Source organism: [Clostridium] aminophilum DSM 10710, assembly GCF_000711825.1.
In the GTDB taxonomy this organism is placed as follows: Bacteria; Bacillota; Clostridia; order Lachnospirales; family Lachnospiraceae; genus Clostridium_R; species Clostridium_R aminophilum.
Genome location: NZ_JONJ01000037.1, coordinates 1 through 1,876, shown reverse-complemented (window position 1 = coordinate 1,876; position 1,876 = coordinate 1). Strand labels below are relative to the sequence as shown.

The 1,876-nt window shown below is 37.6% G+C and carries 1 protein-coding gene; it reads left to right on the top strand.

Annotated features, from left to right (window positions below):
• The first annotated feature begins 135 nt into the window (after positions 1–135).
• On the top strand, positions 136–1,428 hold the full coding sequence (locus tag BR86_RS0113610) for an IS110 family RNA-guided transposase (protein ID WP_031474790.1): 1,293 nt from the start codon (positions 136–138) through the stop codon (positions 1,426–1,428).
• Positions 1,429–1,876: the final 448 nt, after the last annotated feature.

Here is a 1,876-nt window from a genome sequence, read left to right as displayed (position 1 = left end):
GTTTCATAGCTTCCTGTAACATTTAAAGTGTGGATAGAAGTGTAAATTTATAGAAAAAGAAAGATACCTCAGATAAACTGTAATTGCTGACCCTAGCATAGTTGGCAATAAACAGAATAAGAGAGGTATCTACAGATGAATTTTACACAAAACAAGAAAATCAGGCAAGTAACAGAAAAGACAATGGTAGTTGGTATTGATGTTGGTAGTGAAAAGCATTATTTTAGAGCTTTTGATTGGAGGGGGATTGAGCTTACAAAAAAACCTTTTTGCTTTGGAAATTCAATAGAGGGATTTAGAACTTTTTATAATGAAATCGGATTATTGATGGATAGATTTCATTTATCCGAAACTCTTGTAGGAATGGAACCCACAGGCCATTATTGGTTTAATCTTGGACAATACATGAGCGGAAAAAGTATAAAGTTTGTAATGGTTAATCCGCATCATGTACATAAATCGAAAGAACTAGATGATAACAGTCCTTCAAAAAATGATTGCAAGGATCCAAGAATTATTGCTGGGCTTGTGAGAGAAGGAAGGTATTACTATACATATATGCCACGAGGCATATATGCTGAACTCAGGAATGTATCAAATCGTAGATTTACGCTTGTTGAGGAACAGACACGGATAAAAAACAGGTTATATAGATGGATTAGTGTATACTTTCCTGAATATAAAGGCATATACAGGCAGATAAATGCCAAAGGTGGGCTTTTGATTTTGAAAGAAGCTCCAATACCCGAAGATGTAATTAAGTTGGGAATAGACGGAATTATAGAAATATGGAAAAGAGAAAAACTTCGTGCTAATGGTCTCAAAAAGGCAATGGTTATCTACAATGCTGCACTGAACAGCATTGGATACAGAGAAGGTCTTGTAGAAGCAAGAATGGAGATTCGAGATCTTCTTGAGGATCATGAACAAAATGAAAAACGTCTTAAACAGATCAATGATCTGATTGAGAACCTTACCCTTAGAATCAAGAATGTAAAGAAACTTCTTGAGATAAAAGGGATAGGCGTAATTACAATAGCAGGGTTTATTGCAGAAGTAGGAGACATCATGCGCTTTGATAGTGCCAAAGAACTGCAGAAGCTTGCTGGATTAGAATTGGTGGCAGATAGTTCTGGAAAACATAATGGTAAGACCAGGATAAGTAAGAGGGGACGCAAACATTTGAGATATTTGCTCATACAAGCTGCAGTATCAGTGGTTGGCAAGAGCAAAGAATTCAAAGAGATCCACAATTATTACACTACCAGGGAATCGAATCCGTTAAAGAAGATGCAATCAATCATAGCTGTAGCATGTAAACTCATAAGAGTTTTCTTTGTAATCCTAGTAAAAGGGATAGATTATGATGCATCAAAGATGCTTGAGGACATTAAGCATCCGAGAGAAACGCCAAACATAGCGGCGTGAACCAATGATCTGTGTACTACAGGAAGCGTCCACCAATAGGTGCTGTAGTAAGGAGTGTTTTGGATCGGTAATTTACAAAGAGTGAGCTGGTAGCCAGCAGGAATACATTTCCGGAGGACAAGGATCCTGAGTCATAGCTGAGCTGGCACCCTGGTTATGGATAGGCAGAACGAAGGAAGTGAGGACGCCCAAAGAGGCTGATCCTGTTGGACATGAGAGGTGAGCTGCCATATAGGGATGGGTATACATCGAGGCCATTTAAATCGTAATCAAACGACGCTTTATTTGGAGTACCCAAAAAACCTATATATCTGTCAATTTAGGCAAGGATTAGTCCATAACCAAGCAATCACTCAATCTGAGGATGAATAAAAATCTATGAATTTACACAAAAAAACACTTGATTAATTGGAGAGGAAATTTCTCCGAAATTCCCTATGAAACAAAA